Source organism: Nocardia brasiliensis IFM 10847, from assembly GCF_000710915.1.
Taxonomy (GTDB): domain Bacteria; phylum Actinomycetota; class Actinomycetes; order Mycobacteriales; family Mycobacteriaceae; genus Nocardia; species Nocardia brasiliensis_A.
Genome location: NZ_BAUA01000064.1, coordinates 23,730 through 41,123 on the forward strand (window position 1 = coordinate 23,730; position 17,394 = coordinate 41,123).

13 protein-coding genes are annotated in these 17,394 nt (G+C 70.2%); 1 reads left to right on the forward strand and 12 read right to left on the reverse strand.

The features are described from left to right. Positions 1-39: 39 nt before the first annotated feature. The 11 genes from NBRGI_RS13950 to NBRGI_RS14005 all read right to left on the reverse strand — a co-directional run bounded on the left by NBRGI_RS13950 (position 40) and on the right by NBRGI_RS14005 (position 12,542). A complete protein-coding gene (locus NBRGI_RS13950; protein WP_029896276.1) occupies positions 40-675 on the reverse strand; it encodes an FHA domain-containing protein in 636 nt (211 codons plus the stop codon). Continuing rightward, a complete protein-coding gene (locus NBRGI_RS13955) occupies positions 676-1,962 on the reverse strand; it encodes a VWA domain-containing protein (protein WP_029896279.1) in 1,287 nt (428 codons plus the stop codon). Continuing rightward, positions 1,959-3,050, reverse strand: coding sequence for a protein phosphatase 2C domain-containing protein (locus tag NBRGI_RS13960; protein ID WP_029896281.1), 1,092 nt, complete (start codon positions 3,048-3,050; stop codon positions 1,959-1,961). The genes NBRGI_RS13955 and NBRGI_RS13960 overlap by 4 nt, the downstream gene beginning before the upstream one ends. Next, entirely contained in the window at positions 3,047-5,425 is a 2,379-nt protein-coding gene (locus NBRGI_RS13965) for a serine/threonine-protein kinase (RefSeq protein WP_081878046.1), read from the reverse strand. The genes NBRGI_RS13960 and NBRGI_RS13965 overlap by 4 nt, the downstream gene beginning before the upstream one ends. After that, positions 5,422-6,600, reverse strand: a complete 1,179-nt coding sequence (locus tag NBRGI_RS13975; RefSeq protein WP_029896287.1) for a hypothetical protein — start codon at positions 6,598-6,600, stop codon at positions 5,422-5,424. Before NBRGI_RS13975 ends, NBRGI_RS13965 begins: the two co-directional genes overlap by 4 nt. Continuing rightward, positions 6,597-7,571: a glutamate ABC transporter substrate-binding protein gene (locus NBRGI_RS13980; protein ID WP_029896290.1), complete on the reverse strand. Its 975-nt coding sequence runs from the start codon at positions 7,569-7,571 to the stop codon at positions 6,597-6,599. The genes NBRGI_RS13975 and NBRGI_RS13980 overlap by 4 nt, the downstream gene beginning before the upstream one ends. Continuing rightward, positions 7,568-8,827 carry a hypothetical protein gene (locus NBRGI_RS13985; RefSeq protein WP_235210948.1) on the reverse strand — a complete coding sequence of 420 codons (1,260 nt, stop codon included), beginning with the start codon at positions 8,825-8,827 and terminating at the stop codon, positions 7,568-7,570. Before NBRGI_RS13985 ends, NBRGI_RS13980 begins: the two co-directional genes overlap by 4 nt. 171 nt (positions 8,828-8,998) lie before the next feature. Further along, positions 8,999-10,417 carry an MFS transporter gene (locus NBRGI_RS13990; RefSeq protein ID WP_063726262.1) on the reverse strand — a complete coding sequence of 473 codons (1,419 nt, stop codon included), beginning with the start codon at positions 10,415-10,417 and terminating at the stop codon, positions 8,999-9,001. Positions 10,418-10,504: 87 nt separating this feature from the next. After that, positions 10,505-11,548 (reverse strand): AraC family transcriptional regulator, encoded by a 1,044-nt coding sequence (locus tag NBRGI_RS13995; protein ID WP_029896296.1) that lies wholly within the window; start codon positions 11,546-11,548, stop codon positions 10,505-10,507. Between the two features lie 145 nt (positions 11,549-11,693). Then, positions 11,694-11,873: an alpha/beta hydrolase gene (locus NBRGI_RS14000; RefSeq protein ID WP_029896298.1), complete on the reverse strand. Its 180-nt coding sequence runs from the start codon at positions 11,871-11,873 to the stop codon at positions 11,694-11,696. A 21-nt stretch (positions 11,874-11,894) separates the two neighbouring features. After that, positions 11,895-12,542 (reverse strand): pentapeptide repeat-containing protein, encoded by a 648-nt coding sequence (locus NBRGI_RS14005; RefSeq protein ID WP_029896299.1) that lies wholly within the window; start codon positions 12,540-12,542, stop codon positions 11,895-11,897. Between the two features lie 158 nt (positions 12,543-12,700). Between NBRGI_RS14005 and NBRGI_RS14010 the strand changes: the two genes are divergently transcribed. After that, positions 12,701-13,882: a serine hydrolase domain-containing protein gene (locus NBRGI_RS14010; RefSeq protein WP_029896302.1), complete on the forward strand. Its 1,182-nt coding sequence runs from the start codon at positions 12,701-12,703 to the stop codon at positions 13,880-13,882. A 159-nt stretch (positions 13,883-14,041) separates the two neighbouring features. Here NBRGI_RS14010 and NBRGI_RS14015 read toward each other — a convergent pair whose 3' ends face one another. Then, complete coding sequence (locus tag NBRGI_RS14015) at positions 14,042-17,335, reverse strand: acetyl-CoA carboxylase family protein (RefSeq protein ID WP_029896304.1); 3,294 nt, start codon at positions 17,333-17,335, stop codon at positions 14,042-14,044. Between the last annotated feature and the right edge of the window lie 59 nt (positions 17,336-17,394).

Consider the following 17,394-nt stretch of genomic DNA (forward strand, 5'->3'; position numbering starts at 1 on the left):
CGGCACTGCTGTCCCAGACGCGAAGATCCGGTAGGAAACTCAGGCCGGTTCGGCGCTCAACACGATGGTGGTCCAACCCCCGAGGTGGATCCGATCCCCGCTGCGCAACCGCACCGGCACCCGCGGGGGAATGCGGTCGTCGCTGCCGTTGACGCTGGTGCCGTTGGTGGAACCGAGATCGGTGACGGTGAGCCCGTCGACATCGAGGTGCAGGGCGGCGTGCGCACGCGAGACACCGACGTCGGCGGGCGCGATGCCGAGATCGATATCCGGGCTGAGCCCCTGCGAGGCGCTCCGCTTACCGATCAGGATGTCGTTGCCGTGCAGCACGATTCGACGTTCGGGGTAGAACGCCGGAAACCCGACCTGGTCGGCGTCGGGCCCCTTGCGGGCGATCACCCGATCGTAGAACTCGCGATCGGCGGTGACAGTGGCGACCCAGACAACCTCGGCCGGAATCACCGTCTCCGTGGTGTCCCGCGCCGCGACGGGCGGCGCGGGCAAAGCGGAATCGTGTCCGCACTGCTCGCAGAAGCGGCCGCTTGCGGGCGCACCGCACGCGGGGCACAGCGCGCTCGGTTCGACCACGGCGGCGGCCGAACCGATCGGCGCACCACAGCTGTCGCAGTAGTCCGTCGCGGTCGATTCGTGCCCGTCCGGGCAGGTGACGGTCATCTACCCCTCCTTCCGCACCCGGGCCGTCTTGGTCGATCGAGCGTCCAGCGCCATCTCCTGCGCGGCCGCGACGCCGGCCCGCAATCGGACCGTCCCGTTCTGCTCGTCGACCTCGACCACGCCGCGCAGCAGTTTCGCCGTGCCCTCGTTCCCCGATTCCGCGGCGAGCTCGACCGCCCGCCGCAGTTTGGCCGTCGCGGTCTCGGTGTCGCCGCTCTTGCGCGCCGCCAGACCTTCCTGCACCGCCTGGGCCAGTTCGGCCTGCCCGGTGTAATGCGCGACGCGCCTGCTGATCCGGGCGGACAGCTCGGTGTCGGTGGTCCAGACCGCCTTCACCAGCCCCTGCCCGAGCACCTCACCGCCGCTGACCACGCTGACCCGGGCGGCGAGCTTCTCCCGGCCCGGCGCGCCCGGTTCCACTTGCACCTGCACGTGGTAGTCGCGGTCCTCGGCGCCCCACGCACCGAGCGGGTATTCCCCCACCTGCGCGGCGGTGTCGACCCGGCGGGCGGTGAGGTCCTCGATGGTCGGCGCAACCTGCTTGACGAACCGCACCTGGGCCCCGGCCGGCGTCCACACCCGCAGGGTCAGTTCCGGAATCGCCTTGGCCATCGAGCCCCGCATCATCGCGGTGAAGTCCGCGGCCAGCTCGGCCGGGTCGGCGACGATGTCGACGGTGCCGTGCAGCGCCGAGGCGATGGCGCGCAATTCGTCCACCCGCCAATCGGTTCCGACGCCACGGCAATCACAGGTGAACACGCCTTCGGACTGTGCGATCTCCGCCGCGAGCGCGGCGGGTTCCTCGTGCTCGTTCTTGCCGTCGGTGAGCAGGATGGCGTGGACCATCGCGCCGGGATGTTTCTTGGCCAGCTGTCTGGTGAGGCCGAGCCAGGTGCCCATCGCGGTGCCACCGCCCGCCTTCAACTTGTCGAGCTTGCGGCGCGCGGCGGCCCGGGATTCGCGGTTCGCGGCCAGCGACGGCACGTCGGTGGGAAAGGCCAGCCGGGCGATGTGCGTGCCGTCGATGATGGCGAACCTGGTCCCGTCGGCCATCGCGTCCAGCGCCGCCAGGGTGGCCTGGCGGGCGCCCGGAAACTTGTGCCCGGTGGCCATGGACCCCGAGCAGTCGACGATGATCACTTCGAGCCGCTCCTGCGGCGGCGCGGTGACCACCAGGTCGGCCGCCGTTTCCACGGTGACCACGGCATCGACGGTGCCGACCCCGTCGGCGAGGTATTCGTTCTGATCTACGGCGACCGAAACACCGTTTCCTGCAAGAGAACTCACTGTAGTTCTGCTCCTGACTCACCGGACCACGGAATGGGCACGAGGGCGACGGTGATGTTGTCGCCGCCGCCGCAGCGCAGCGCGAACTCGACCAGCTCGCGCGCGGCGACCGCCGGTGGGTGCGCGGTGGCGAGCTCGGCCAGCGCGGTCGCGTCCGACAGGTAGTTCCACAGGCCGTCGCTGCACAGCAGCAGCACACCGGGTCCGGTGGTGCGCAGCGTGCGAACGCAGTTGTCCGACCACGGTTTCACCGGTCCGTCCGCGCCGAGCCAGCGGATCAGGGTGTGCGCGCGCGGATCGTTCATGGCGGCCTGCTCGTCCATCGCGCCCGCGTCGACCAGGGCCTGTGCCCACGAGTCGTCCACGGTCAGCCGTTGCGAGGGCGGATTCGCGGGGTCCTCGGGTGCGTCCGCGTGCAGCCAATAGGCCCGGCTGTCACCGACATTGGCGACCGTCAGCAGCACGCCGTCGACATCGGCCTGCACCACCGCCGAGACGTAGGTGCACGACGGCGCGTGCCCGTCGGTGATCGCGATTCCGCGCACCGCGGTGGCCGCCGCCTCCAGCCCGGTCATCACCGCCTCGTGCGCGGATCGTCCGGCCAGCAGCGCCGCCCGGCAGGCGTCGACCCCGGTCCTGGCCGCGGTCCCCGACGCCACCTGGGGATCCTCGGAGGTCGATACCCCATCCGCGACGGCGATCACCACTGCGGCGGAGTCGTCGAGCACCGCGGCGGCCACCGCATCCTCGTTGCGCGCGTGCGCGATGCCGCGATCGGTGACCACCGCGACGGCGCCGAGGTCGGCGGCGAAGCGATCCGGCGCCCCGCGCAGTTGCCCACAGCCGGTGCAGTATCCGTCGGGGTCGTAGCGGGTGCCGGCGCAGTTCTCGCAGTTCCCGGGCGGGCCCGGCTCGTTGTTCGGCAGCACGACCTGCTTGCCGCCCAGCTCGTGACCGCAGTTCTCGCAGAAGCGATCCCCCGCGTGCACCGCGGACGCGCAACCCGGACAACGCGATTCGGGCGAGGACGGCGCTACGGCGGACACCACCGGACTCGGCAGCGTGGCCTCCGGATCCGGGTCGGTCATAACGTGGTCCTCGGGCGGATGGTGTTCGCCTGCTCTACCAATGCGAATCGCTCCCACATGTCGTCGGTTTCATGGGCAAGGTCCCGGTAGCAACGCTCCAATCCGGTCCGGACACCGTCTTGATCGAGCGGTACACCGAGCAGCCGCCCGTGCTCGGACGGAACGCCACCGGCCTGGAGCCAATCGAGCGCGGCGGCCAGCACCCGCAGCCGGATCTCGGCGGACCGGCGCCGGGAGTCCAGTCGCAGACGGGTGATCCGCTCCCCGGCATCGCGCAGGACCGGCTCGGTGAGCTCGGCCGGCGCTCGATCGTGCAGCACCGTGTGCACCGCGGCGATCCCGGCCTCGGTGAACAGCACCGAGCCCGCGTCGACCTGATCCAGCGCCGCCACCGCACCGTCGCGATCACCGATCGCATTGCGCAGCCGAGCCAAGCCGAACACCGCACTGAGGTAGCCGCGATCGGTGCGCCAGACCGTCTCGTAATACATTGCGCCCCTGCGCTTGTGCTGCGCGGCGGCGAAATCGGCGGCCAGGGCGGCGGATAGCTCCGCGACGGCGGCCAGCGCGAGTTTCGGCGCCGCCTCACCCGGCAGCCCGGTGTACACCGCCTCGAACTCGATCGCCGCCTCCGCCAGATCGCCTGCGAGCAAACGGGATTGGCCACGATACCAGGCCAGTCGCCAGTCGCCCCACAACGTCGCGGCCGCCGCCGTCAGCCGCCGATCGGCCTCGGCGCTATCGCCCACCTCCAGCGCGGCCCGGATCAGCCGCAACGGAATCTCGGTCGACGCACCGCGTCCGGTGACCACCGAGCGCAGCCCCGCCTCGAACGAGCGCTCCAGCTCCGCCGGTGTGGTGCCGCCGGTGGTCGCGAGCAGGGCGGCCGCGCTGTCCGTCGGGTCTACGAGCGGAACCGGCAGGGCAGCAATGATTTTCGGCGCATCCACCGCCGCGCCGACGCCGAACACACCACGCGGGGGCCCGAAATAGGTCGACATACCTGGCCGGGGCACCCCGTCGTCGAGGGACAGGACCTCGCGCAGCACGCCGGTCAACTGGTCGGCCATCTCCTCCATCGAGGCGAACCGCGCGTCCGGCGCCTCGTCGGTGGCCCGCAGCAGGAACCGGTGCAGCGAATCGTGGGTGGCGAGCAGCGGTTCGGTCTCCGGGCCGGGCAGTGCGCCGAAATGACCGTTGTGCTGGGGCACGTGCATCAGCAGCACGGCGAGGGTGCGACCGACGGTGTACACGTCGGTGGCGACCGTCGGGCCGGTGTTGGCGATCTCGGGCGCCCGGTAGCCCGTGGTGCCGTAGATCGGGCTGTCCTCGTCGTCCATCGCGATCACCGCACCGAGGTCGATGAGCTTGAGTTGCTCGTCGGTCTGCATCACGTTGTCCGGCTTGAAATCACAGTAGGCCAGGCCCAGGGAATGCAGGTACCCGAGCGCGGGCAGCATCTCCAGGATGTAGGCGATCGCCTGCGCGGGCGGCAGGTAGCCGCTGTCGGTCTCGCGACGTGCGCGCAGGATCTGTTTCAACGACGTGCCGCCGACGTACTCCATCACGATGTAGCCGACCGGCACCCCGTCCGCGCCGGCGTGCTCGACGAAGTTGTGGATCTTGACGATGCTCGGGTGCTCGACCTCGGCGAGGAAACGCTTTTCGGCCACCGCGGCCAGCATCGCATCGCTGTCGCCCGAGTTGAGCAGACCCTTCAGCACCACCCAGCGGTCGCTGACGTTGCGATCGGTCGCGAGATAGATCCAGCCCAGCCCGCCGTGCGCCAGGCACCCCGCCACCTCGTACTGGCCGGCGACCAGATCGCCCTTGAACAGCTTGGGCGTGAACGAGAATCGGGTGCCGCAGTTCGGGCAGAACCCCTCGGTCCGGCCGGGTTTGCCGTCGCGACCCCGGCCCACCGGCTTCTCGCATTTGCCGCAGAAACGTTTGTTCTCGGCCACTTCCGGGTCGGTCAGGATGGCGGTCGCCGGATCGATGCGCGGTACCCGCGGCACGTCGAGCATGCCCGCGCCCAGCCTGCCGCGGCGGCTCGAGCGGGACGAGGATCGGCCGGTGCGCACCGAGCGCGAACTGCCGCGGGTGCTCGGGGTGGACGTGGTCGCGGCCGTCGGCGGGGCCGGCGCGGTGCCGCACACCTCGCAGTACCCGTCGATAACCGTTCCGGTACAACCGGGTTCGGTGCAATGCTCGGGTTCGGCGGCCGCCGTGGTCGCTTCGGCCGTGGCGGCCTCGTTCGGCTGCGCGGTCGAGCGGATCGTCGTCGCCTCGGCCGGGGCGGTACCGCAGACCGTGCAGTAGCCGTCCTCGATCGTGCCGGTGCAACCGGGTTCGGTGCAGCTCTGGGTACTCATGATCGCCTCCCCGATTTGGCCGCGACGAGTTGCTGGTATCCGGCGACCGCACGGGTGACGGCCGCCAGATCGCAGGGTTTGCCGGACAGCAGCGCCGTCGCGGTCTCGTGCGCGGCGAGCAGATCTCGGTCCTCGCTGACACCCAACCGCGCCGCCTTGGCGTGATAGGCCGCCAGCCTGCCCCGTAATTCGGCCCGGCGGTCGAGCAGGCCCTGGGCCAGGTTCTCCGCCGCGACGGCCGCCGCGAGCGCACTGTCGATTCGACCGCGCAGCGCCACCAGCGCCGCCGCACCGGATTCGGCCGCGACGGCGTCGAGTTCGCTACGCAGCAGGCCGGATTCGTCGACGAGCTGGGGCAAAGGTCCCGATCGTATGGTGCGCTCGACCTCCCCCTTGGCCCGCGCGGCGCGTGCCGCGATCGCCGAGAGTTCGGCCAACCTGGTGCGCAGAGCGGCCACCGCGGCGGACCGATTCGCCGCCAGCGCCGCGAATTCGGCGAGGACTGCCTCCTGCCGCCGCAGCGCACCGCCGAGTTCGGCTAGGCGAGCATCGATCTCGGCGGTCGTCAGAGCGAGCGGATCGGTGGCCGAACGGCTCAGCAATTCGGCGATGCCGTCGCCGATCGCGCGCAACTCGGGTGTCGCCGCCCCCGCCTTGTCCAAGGTCTCCTGCAGCGGGGCCAGGCCCGACATCACCCGGGTGTTCACCTGGTCGACCGCGTCGAGGAATTCGGCGATCGGCGGAAAGGTCGCCCGCATCCGGTCCACGGTATCGGCGAGGCCGACGAACAGCACGTGCTCGCTGGGACCGGTCAGCGAGCGCTCGGCGAGCGGGATCGGGGTCCGCGACACCTCGTACGGCCGTCCACGCAGCAGCTCGGTGAGTTCGGCGCGCCGGCCGTCGTCCAGTTTGGCGCGGGTGCCGCGCACGGTGCGCGCGGAATCCAGGATCGCGCGCAGCCGCCCGAGGTCTTCCCACATCAGTGCCAGCGCGTCCCGCACCGGCAGCCAGCGGGCCGCGGTGACGCCCGACGGCGGATACCGGCGCACCAGGGTGAGGCCGGGATGCTTGTCGAGTTCCAGCATCGTGTTCGTGATCGCGTCGAGTTCGGTTGTCCGACGGGTCAATTCGAGGTCGATCTCGACCAGGCCGAGCAGCTGCATGGTCCGGCTCATCCCACGTACCGGGCGACCGGCTGCCCCGGCGAGGGGCCGAGCAAGGCCAGCTTGTCGGTGTAGATCCGCTGCCAGGTGCCGTCGGTGCGCATCCGCTCCAGCACTCCGTTGACGAACCGGACCAGCTCGTCGCTGCCCTTGGGCGCGCCGACCGCATACGCCCCCGTGCCGATCGGCTCGCCGACCACCTGGAGATTGCGGTCCTGCTCGACCAGCCCGAACAGGATCGGATCGTCGCCGCTGACCGCGTCCACCTGCCCCTGCTGCAGCGCGACCAGGCAGTCGGTCCAGTTGGTGACGCCGATGACGGTGGGGCGCTTGGCCAGCGCGAACAGCGGGGCCGCCGCCGTGGTGCCGCGCGCGACGCAGACGCGTTTGCCCGCCAGGTCGGCGCCCGTGCTGATGCCGGATTCGCGCGGGGCCAGAATGCGTTGGGCCGAGCGGTAATAGACGGCGGAGAAGTCCACTTCCCGGCGCCGCTCGCACGTCGCGGAGAAGGTACGCACGATCAGGTCGACCTTCTTGTCGTGCAGTGCGGAGATACGCTCGGCGGCGGTCACCGAACGCAGTTCGATCTTGTTGGGATCGCCCAGGATGTCCTTGGCGATCTCGCGCGCGATATCGATGTCGAAGCCCTGCAGCTGGCCGGTGCCCGGATCCCGGAACCCGAACAGGTAGGTGTTCTGGTCGACCCCGACCCGCAGCCTGCCGTTCGCGACGATCGCCGCCATCGGCGAACCCGGCGGCATCGCACCGGGTCTCGGCTGCACCGCGTTCGGCCGCAATGTCGCTTCCGAGTCACAACTGTTGTCGCCCTCGGCCTGTGGCGGCGCCACGATCTCCCCTGCGCCCGCCGGCTGCGGATTCACCGCGTCCAAGGTGCTCTGCGCGGGCAGGTCACCGGAGCCGCAGCCGGACACCAGGACCGTGGCGCCGACCAGTAACGCTGCCAGGATCAGGCGTGTTTTCACAAGAACTCCTTCAGCCGTGGCCACAGGCCGACCACCACCGCGGCGGCCGCGAACACCAGCAGCGCCAGCGTGCCGAACGGGCTCAGCGTCAATACCGCACCTGCGGTGGACAAGTCGTCACGTAGAGCGCGGCGCTCCTGCGCGAGGTTGTCGTTCAGCGCCCGGTCCAGCGCCGCGAACCGGGTGGCGGAGGACTGCGGCCCGGTGCCGATCGCCTGGCTCACCGCCGCTCGATAATCGGCGGCCTGATAGGCGGCGACCTGGGCGCGGTGACCCGACAGCCAGTTCGCGAGCTCTTGGGCCGCAACGGAATCGGGGGCGACGACGGTAGCGAGGCGCTCACGCAGGTCTATCGAGCGCTGGGTGTAGCGATCCTCGCCGGCCGCGATATCGCCGCGGGTGATCAGCTGCAGCGTCTCTTCGGTGCGTGCCTGCTGCGCCGCGATCCGCGCCTTGGCCAGGGTCTCGAAGCGGCTGCTCGCACCGGATGCGCTGGTGTCCAAGGCTTTCGACGCCACGCCGGGTGCGACGATCAGCCACAGCAGCGCCAGCGCGGTCGCGCCCGCCGCCAGCACGACGCCGAGGTTGGCCCGGCGGTTGGTGCGCTGCAACAGGATCCACGAGGCCACCGCGAAGGCGAGCAGCACCAGCAGCACCAGCACGATGCTGAGCACCGGCCGCGCGCCGATCGCCCGCTCGTCCGTGCGCACCGCGGCGAACCGGGCGGTGGTGAGCCGTTCGGCGTTGGGCAGCAGCGAGTTCTGCATCAGGCCCGAGGCCTCGCTGAGGTAGGACGAGCCGACCGGAAAGCCCTGCCGGTTGTTCGACCTGGCGGCCTCGACGAGCCCGGTGTAAGCGGGCAGGTCGGCCACGATCCTCGCGACGATCTGCCGCGTTTGCTCGTCGGATGCCCCGACCGTCGCGTCCGCCAGCGCGGCCGCGGCGTCGGCGAGCGATTGCTGGTACTGCTGCCGCACCGCGGGCGCCTCGATCCCGCCGGACAGGAACGCGGTCGCCGCCGTCGCGTCGGCGGCCGAGAGCGCGACGTACAGCCGCTGGGCGGCGAAGGCGAGCGGCTCGGTGCGGTCCAGCGCGCTCTGCTGGCGGGCGTTCTTGCCGCTCATCTGGTTCATCGCGGTGAACCCGGCGAGCAGGCACAGCACCACGGACACGACGACGACGCCCACGATCACCCCCGGCGTCGTGCCGGCGAAGCGTCGCAACCACAGGGTCCCGTTGCGGATGCGAGGTCCCACACCGTCCTCCTTCATCTCCCCGGCCGGTGTCTTCGATCGCGATAGTACGGGAGCAGGATTCGGTGCGCCGACCGATTGCCCAGGTCCTGGACAAACGCCGCTGACCAGGCAAGTCGGGGCTTGTCCGGCGGCGATCGCACTGCTCGGCCGCGACGGCGCGCGCCGCCGTGTTCAGCTGGGTTTGCGAATCACCTTGGGAGCGGTGCTGATTCGCGCCACGACCAGTGCCGCGACACACATCCCGGTGATGGTGAGCCAGCCCAGCCGGGCGGGTGACTGGAACGCCGTCGCCGAGGTCAGTGCGTCCGGGTGGCTCGCGATGAGCGAGCCGATCACCGCGACACCGAGTGACTGACCTATCTGTCGCGAGGTGGTAGCCACGCTGGCCGCGACTCCGGCCTGCGCGGCGGGCAGCCCGGCCACGGCGGTGGCGGTGATCGGCGTGTAGATCAGGCCGATCCCGGCGCCGAAGAGGGCGTAGCCGATGAGCAGCAACGGTTTACCGCTCGCATCGAAGGTCAGCGCCAAGACCACCGACGCGAGAATCGCGATCAGCGCACCCGCACTCAAAGCGCTGCGCGCACCGCGATGCGCGACGATCCGACCCGACATCGGCCCGAACACGAACATCGCGGCGGCCATCGGCACCAGCGCGAGACCCGCCGCCAGCGGTGCATCGTGCCGAATCTCCTGGAGATAGTAGGTGTTCAGGAACAGGAAGCCGCCCATCGCGCCGAACGCCAGGATCGCGATCACCACCGCACCGGTGAACGGCGGAGACCGGAATACCCGCAGATCGATCAGCGCCTCCTCGTGCTGCGGGGCATAGCGGGCCAGCGCGGCCAGGCACACCGCCGCACCCCCGAAACAGCCGAGCGTGACCGGCGCGGCCCAACCACGATGCGGCCCTTCGATAATCGCGAACACCAGCAGCCCGATCAGGCCCACGATCAGCAGCTGCCCCCGCGGATCCAGCGACCGCGGCCGGTCCGACCTCGACTGGGGTACCACCAGGAAGGTCAGCACCAGCGCGGTCACCGCGATCGGCACGTTGATCCAGAACACCGCTGCCCAGCCGATCGAGTCGACCAGGAACCCGCCGATCACCGGCCCGGCCGCCATGCCGATCCCGATCGACCCACTCCAGACGCCGATGGCCCGCACCCGCCGATCCGGATCGGTGAAGACGGAGGTGAGAATCGCCATCGCCACCGGATTGAGCATCGATCCGCCCACCGCCTGCAGCACACGGAACGCGATCAGCCAGCCGATCGACGGCGCGAGGCTGCACGCCAGCGAACCGACCGCGAACACCGCCAGACCGATCTGGAAGACGGTCCGGCGGCCGATCCGGTCGGCCAGCGAACCCGCGAAGGTGAGCAGGCAGGCCAGGGTCAACGTATAGGCGGCGACCACCCATTGCGCCCCGGCCAGCGAACCTTCGAGGTCGCGGCCGATCGCGGGTAGCGCGACGTTGACGGCCGTGGTGTCGACGTTGGCCATCACCACGGCGGTGCAGCACACCGCCAGCACAACGCAGCGTTGCAGGGTACCCGGCATATTCGGCGCGACAGCGGCGCTGATCGACATGGCAGCATACTTACCGCATCCGCGCGGTTTCCGGCGTCCGACACGATCGACGCCGAGCACGGTGGGCGCGCGGCGCCCGGGTACAGGTCAGCGAACGCCCGCCGGCACCGGGACCTCGCGCGGCAGCGACCGCCCCTCGTGCAGCCGGAACTCCTGCGGTGGACAACCCTTCCAGCGCCGGAACGCGCGGATGAACGACGCGGCTTCGGCATAGCCCAGGCGCGCCGCGACCTGCTCGGTACTCATGTCGGTATAAGTGAGCAACTGTTCGGACAGCAGCTGGCGCACCTCGTCGAGCAGTGCGCGAAACGAGGTCGCCTCCTCGTTGAGCCGGCGCGAGAGCGTGCGCGGGCTCATGAACAATTCGTTCGCGACCGCGATCTGATCGGGCAACTCTCCCGGATTGCGAACGAGCAGGTCGCGGACGCTGCCCGCGACACCCGAGCGGGGCTGCCTGCGGTGCAGCAGGTCCCGGCAGAGCTGGGCGCAGTCGCCGCGGGCCCGTTCGTGGTTGCGCGGCATCGGCGCGTCCAGGCCCCGGCTGTGGAATATCACAACGTCGGCCCGGGCGCCGAAAAGCGGTTCCACGCCGCAGATCTCACGGTATCGACGGGTGTCCGGCGGTGCCGCGTGCCGGAATTCGAGCCGGAGCGGTGAAATTTCTCCGTCGAACAGCTGTGTGCACACGGTGGCCGCACCCGTGAGAATTCGCTCGGCGAGAAAAGCGCGGATATGCGCCGGATTCTCCGAATCGTCGAAGCGTAACCGGATCTCGCCGCCGCTCTGCTCGGCGGTGAGCCGGCCCGAGACGAAAACGCGGTCGAGATAGCGGGTCGCCACGTCGAATCCGTCACGCAGCGTACGGCTGCTGAGCAGCGCCAGGCCCCAGGGTCCGGCCAGCGGCAGGCCGGTCCGGCTGCCCGCTTCCGCGCCGAGCGCGGCTTCGGTACCGAAGCGGGCCAGCAGGTTACGGATCACCACCAATTCCTGGTGCACCGTGCACTCGGTATCGCCACGCGTGAGCGTGGTGCCTGCCAGGCCGTCGGCCGCGGCCATGCCGCGTTCCTCGGCCAGCGCGAGCAATACGCGCAGGCCGGCGGTGGTCGTCCGGCGCAGATCCCGATCGAACATTCGCTCGCATTCCTCATCCAATTCGCCATACCAGCTGGCTTGGCGAAATGTATCAATGCGCGCGCTCGCCGATGGGCGAATTGCCGAAGTTCTCTCCTCGTCCAGGATCGCGACCGAGCCCTGTTGGGAAGGAACACAATTGGTGTCAGCGCTCGTGCTCAGGGGCGCCTACCGCGCCGTGCGCCGCGGCCGGGTCCGCGAAGTAGACCACTACACGTTCGTCGATGCACCTGTTGACGTCACCGCAGACGAACGTGTACCCGTCGCCCTCCCGGGTCAGCAGCGGGCTGTGCAGATAGCCCGCCATCCGCTCGGCGTTGCCCACCGGCGTGGTCGGAATCGCCGATCAGGAATCGCGCACGACGACGCCCAGATGACGGGCGAACGCGGGAGCCAGCTCCATCAGCTGGCCGTTGTCGATGGTCGCGCCGCGCAGTGCGTCGAGGCCCTCGGTGATGTCGAGCGAACGAGCCCCGCGCAGGTCGACCTTCGTCAAGGTGGCCCGGTGCAGGACCAGGCTTTCCAGGGTCGAACCGGGGAAGGTCACGGTGTGCAGCGCGGCGTCGCCGAAATCACAGTCCCGCAGCACACATTCGACGAACGACACCTCCCGCAGCCGGGCGGTGCGGAAGTTCACCGAGTCGAACTTGCAGCCCTCGAACCGGACTCGGCGCAGGCGCGCACCCGCGAAATCGACGCCCGACAGTGCGCCGGCGACGACTTCGCCGTCCAGCCAGTTGGTGTCGGCCAGCTCGGTGCCCACCCAGCGCACGTTCCGCATCCACACGTCGGCGAACCTGGTGTGGCGCAGGGTGCCTCGATGCCACGCCACCGAGGTGAACGCCGACTCCCCGAACCGCGCGTTCTGCACGTCGGCCTCGTCGAGGTCGAGGGCGTCGACATGCACGCAGTCGTAATCACCCTCCGATTCGAGCGCTGCCGCCGGCGCCGTCAGATACCGCGCGTACGACAGGTCCTCGAGCTCCCGAGCCATGCACTTTCCTCCTGATCGTCGCGCCGCGTGGGTCGGCAACCGAGTATTCCCTGCCGTACCGACAAGCGCAGCGACGGGACGCGCGGTCACCTCGATCGGCCCGCCTGGTCGAGGCGGCACGCGATCGGGGGCCGCGGACGTGGTGACATGCTGGGGGCATGACGATCGACGGCACGGTGGCACCCGGATACGAGGCGGTGCGGGACGCGTTCGCCGCGAATTTCGCAGAGCACGGCGAGATCGGCGCCGCGGTGTGCGTGTACCGGGACGGCGAACCCGTGGTGGACCTGTGGGGCGGCATCGCCGATCCCGGCACGGGCAGGCCATGGCAGCGTGACACGCTGCAGTTGGTCTATTCGGCGACCAAAGGTGTGACGACGACTCTCGCGCACCTGCTCGTCGAGCGCGGCCTGCTCGATCTCGACGCGCCCGTCGCGCGGTACTGGCCGGAGTTCGCGGCAGCGGACAAGGCCGAGATTCCGGTGCGCTGGTTGCTGACCCACCAGGCCGGCCTGGCCGCGCTCGACAAGCCGGTCCCGCTCGCCGACGCGCTGGCGTGGACGCCGATGGTCGCCGCGCTGGCGGCACAGGCCCCGAACTGGCCGCCGGGGACCGCGCACGGGTATCACGGCCGCACCTTCGGCTGGTTGGTCGGCGAGGTCATTCGCCGGGTCACCGGACGCAGCGTCGGACAGTTCCTCGCCGACGAGATCGCCGGACCGTTCGGCGTCGACTTCTTCATCGGCCTGCCGCCCGCCGAACAGCATCGGGTGAGCCGGTTGGTCTTCGCGCCGAAGCCGGACCTCGCCGCGGTGCCCGACGAGCTGATCCCGGAGCCGCTGCGCGCGATGGTGGCGGCGCTGCGCGACCCGGAGTCGTTGAGCAACCGCGCCTTTCAGGTCACCGACCCGGGAGATATCGACTTCGATTCGGCCGATGTGCACGCCGCGGAACTGCCCGCGAGCAACGGTATCGGCACCGCCCGTGGCCTGGCCCGGCTCTACGCCTCGCTCGTCGGCGAGGTGGACGGCCGGCGCCTGCTGCGCGCGGACACCCTCGCCGCCGCGGTGCGCGAACAGGTCAGCGGCACAGACGCGGTCATCATGCTGCCGAACCGCTACGCCACCGGCTACATGCTGCCGCTCGACGAAATCCCCCTCGGCGGACCAGGATCCTTCGGCCACCCCGGCCGCGGGGGCTCCCTCGCCTACGCCGACCCCGCCCGCGGAATCGCCTTCGCCTACACACCGAACTACATCATCGAACAGGCCATCGACCCGCGCGCCCGCAATCTGGTAGACGCGCTCGAAACCGCACTGAACCGAGCCTCCCGGAAATGAAGGCCCGGCGCCGCCGCGGCCTCTGACCTCGCCGCACCCCTGCTGCGTTCGCGCACCCGTTCCGGCCTGGCACAGCAGGTGTCGGAACGCAGCAGAGGTGCGTGAACGGGGCGCCGGAGTCAGCCACGCGGAAACCGGCTGGGGTGCGCGCGATGGTCGTCAGCGGAGGGTGCGGATCCAGCGGCGGGTGTCGGCGGGGTCGATGACGTCGTCCAGTTCCAGGGCGGTGGCGGCGGTGAGGGCGCGGCCGCTGGCGTAGGCGAGGGCGACGAGGTTGTCGAAGGCCGCTTGTCGTGCGGTCGGATCCTCGATGGCGGCCAATTCTTTCGCGAACCCCAGGCGGACCGCACCTTCCAGGCCCATGCCGCCGATTTCGCCGGTGGGCCAGGCGATGACGAAACGCGGCGCGCGGAAAGAGCCCGCCGCCATGGCTTGTGCGCCCAGGCCGTACCCCTTGCGGAGAATGATCGTGCCCCACGGCACCGACAGGCCCGCCGCGTCGATGAACAGGCGGCTGAATTTGGTGACGGTGGCTTCTTTCTCGGCGTCCGGACCGACCATGAAACCCGGTGTGTCGCACAGGGAGACGATCGGCAGCCCGTGCGCGTCGCACAACCGGAGGAAGGCGCTGAGCTTGTCGGCGGCGGGCGCGTCGATGGCGCCGCCGAGATGATGGCAGTTGTTCGCGATCAGCCCATAGGGCTGTCCTTCGACGCGGATCAACGCGGTGACGATGCCGACGGCCCAGTCGGCGCGCAACTCGAGCACGGAGTCGACGTCGGCGACCGCCGCGATCGCAGCCCGGATATCGAAGGCGTGCAGGCGGTTCTCCGGCACCACGTGCCGGGACAGCCGCGGATCGGGCGCGGTCCACTCAGCCACCGGGCCTTGGAAATACGCGAGGTAGCGTTGCGCGATCCGGGCGGCCTCGGCTTCGTCCGCGGCGACGATGTGCACGACACCGTTGCGCCGCTGCACTTCGATCGGGCCGATGTCCTCCGGCGCGTACACGCCCAGGCCGCCGCCCTCGATCATCGCCGGACCGCCCATCCCGATATTGGCGTCGGGGGTGGCGATGACGACATCACACATGCCGAGCAGTGCGGCATTGCCGGCGAAGCAGCGACCGGAGACCAGGCCGAGCAACGGCACCCGGCCCGACAGCGCGCCCATGGCGCGGAACGTGGTGACGTCGAGGCCGGAGATGCCGCCGTGGTCCGTATCGCCGGGACGGCCGCCACCGCCCTCGGTGTAGAACGCGACCGGAAGCCCTTGGGCACGAGCTAGTTCGAGCAATCGATCGGTCTTGGCGTGGTTGCGCATCCCCTGCGTGCCCGCCAGCACCGTGTAGTCGTAGGACATGACGACCACCCGGGCGCGATCCGCGCCGAACCGGTCGGCGTTGACGGTGGCCACGCCCCCGATCAGCCCGTCCGCCGGGGTGTTCGCGATCAGATCCTCGGCGGTGCGGCGCAAGCGTTGCGCGGCGACCGCGAGGGCGCCGTATTCGACGAAGCTGTCGTCGTCGACGAGATCGGCGATGTTCTCGCGGGCGGTGCGCCTGCCGAGCCGGTGGCGTTTGGCGACGGCCTCGGGACGGGCCTCGTCCCGGCCGACGCGGTGCCGGTCGTAGACCTCGGCGAGGTCGGGCCGGATGGTATCGAGGTCGACCGCCGTATCGGCGGTAGTGGGTCCGTCGTGCTCGGCGGGTGTCCAGATCAGCAGCGGCGCATGCGGATCCACCGTCACGCCGGGCGCGACCAGATGCCGCCGGACCCGCAACGCCTGTTCGGCGCGCAGCACATGCTGCATCTTCATCGCCTCCAGCACCGCGACCTCGGCGCCCGCCGCCACGACGGTGCCCGGTTCGACCAGGCTGACCAGGGTGGCGCCCATCGGCGAACGCACGACGGACTCGTCCTCGCCCAGTTCGACGGACACGACGGTCGTCACGGGACTCGGCTCCGAATGCGGTACGGGCGCATAGTCACTCGCGCTACCGGCCAGCTCGGCCAGGTTCTCCTCGAACCACGAGGTAGACACCGGCGCACCGTCGGCGAGCGACTCGAGCACGGCGCGCAACAGCGCGAGATTCGTATCGATGCCGCGCACAACGGTTTCCGCCAGCGCGTCCGAACATCGCCGCAGCGCAGCCGGATACGACGCGCCGCGCGCGATCACCTTGGCGAGCAACGAATCGAACTGCGCCCCTTGCCGCATCCCGGTGTAGGCGGCGGTGTCGACGCGCACACCAGAACCGGTCGGTGCCGCGAATTCGACCACCGTCCCGGTACTCGGCAGCACTTCCCCACCCGCCGTGACCAGCTCCGCATTGACCCTGGCCTGCACCGCGTAGCCGCGGACCGCGCTCGATCGATCGACGAAACCTTTGTCCGGCAATGCGTCCGGCGCACGGTGGGCGGCTCCGGGGTGCGCCGTGCGGCCGTCGGCGCTCGACGCCACGCTGCCAACGGGCGCGATACTCGCAGTAGCCGCTAGGTCGGCCAGCGTGGCGCCCAGCGCCAGGTCCAGTTGGAGTGCGACCAGGTCGAGGCCAGTGACCTCCTCGGTCACCGTGTGCTCGACCTGTAGACGCGGATTGACCTCGAGAAACCACGCTTCGGTATCGCGCACCAGGAATTCGACGGTGAGCACGCCGCGGCAGCCCACCGACTCGGCCAACCGGACGGCGTCGCGATGCAACCGTTCCCGCAACGCCGCATCGAGATTCGGGGCGGGTGCGATCTCGATCAGTTTCTGGTGCCGCCGCTGCACACTGCAATCACGGTCGCCGAGCGCGACCGCGTGCACGCCGTCCGCGACCACCTGCACCTCGATATGCCGGGCAGGGGATATCAGCGCTTCGGCGTACACCGTGTCATCGCCGAAGCCGGCCGACGCTTCCGCGCGGCACCGCTCGTACGTCTCGTCGAGCAACGCGGCGTCGCGCACCTCGCGCATCCCCCGCCCACCCCCACCGGCAACGGCCTTCACCATCACCCCGTCCGGGTGCGCCGCGAGCAGTGCGGCGATCGCCGCGACATCGGCCCCCGCCGAGGTAGCGGCAGGCACCGGTACGCCGGCCCGCTCCGCCGCGGCCCGTGCCGCCACTTTGTCCCCGAAGATCCGCAGCACTTCCGGTGACGGACCCACGAAAATCAGTTCGGCCTCGGCACAGGCGGCCGCGAGTTCCGCACTCTCACTGAGGAATCCGTACCCCGGATGCACCAGCGCCCCTGACCCCGCCTGCCGTGCCGCCGCCACCACACCAGACACGTCCAGGTAGGCGTCCGCACCGGTGCCGGGCAGCTGCACCACCTCGTCGGCCAGCCGAGCAGGCATCGCCCCGGACTCCTCGGCAGTACACACTGCAACCGTGCCCCACCCCCGCTCCCGAGCCGTCCGCAGTACCCGAACCGCCACCTCACCCCGGTTGACCACCACCAAGCGCATCCCGCCAGTCTCCCCGATCTCGCCCCGACCGCTCGTTCGCGCCCTACTGGGTGGCGGTT